The organism is Vulcanibacillus modesticaldus (assembly GCF_001730235.1).
GTDB classification, from domain to species: Bacteria; Bacillota; Bacilli; order Tepidibacillales; family Tepidibacillaceae; genus Vulcanibacillus; species Vulcanibacillus modesticaldus.
The window spans coordinates 1-622 of record NZ_MIJF01000096.1; the positions used below are offsets into that span (position 1 = coordinate 1).

Sequence of the window (622 nt, forward strand, 5' to 3'; positions counted from 1 at the left end):
GAAGAAGTCTGGTGACGATAGCGGAGGGGACACACGCGTACCCATCCCGAACACGACCGTTAAGCCCTCCAGCGCCGATGGTACTTGGACCGCAGGGTCCTGGGAGAGTAGGACGTTGCCAGGCTTCTTTTTTTATATATTGCATACATATTTTTATATATTACCAACCGTACTTATTGCAGCCTATTTAGGCTGCTTTTTTGCTAACATCCCAAAAGTAAAAGAATCAAATTGGTACAATCTTCATCGCACTGTAGATAATTAGGATTCCAAAAACAGCATTAAAAAAATATGTTGACTAAACATAATAAAGCATGTTAGTATATATTTTGTCGTCTCGTAACAGACTACGAAGCAGACAAGATATTATGAGAAAAAAGTAGTTGACATAACACAGTGAGATATGATAAAATGTTAAATGTCGCTGAAATTGCTCTTTGAAAACTGAACAGTGTAACAAGCCAAGCGTGCCACAAGGAATTGTGGGACCAAAGTCAAAGAGAGCTAACTCAAACTTTTTATGGAGAGTTTGATCCTGGCTCAGGACGAACGCTGGCGGCGTGCCTAATACATGCAAGTCGAGCGAAGTTTATGGGAGCTTGCTCCTAATAAACTTAGCGGC

The 622-nt window shown here is 41.2% G+C and carries 2 rRNA genes; both read left to right on the forward strand.

Annotation, left to right across the window (positions count from 1 at the left end):
- Positions 1 to 7 precede the first annotated feature (7 nt).
- A 5S ribosomal RNA gene (rrf, locus tag BHF71_RS11065) occupies positions 8 to 124 on the forward strand.
- 393 nt (positions 125 to 517) lie between these two features.
- Positions 518 to 622 (forward strand): 16S ribosomal RNA (locus BHF71_RS11070); the annotation flags it as partial.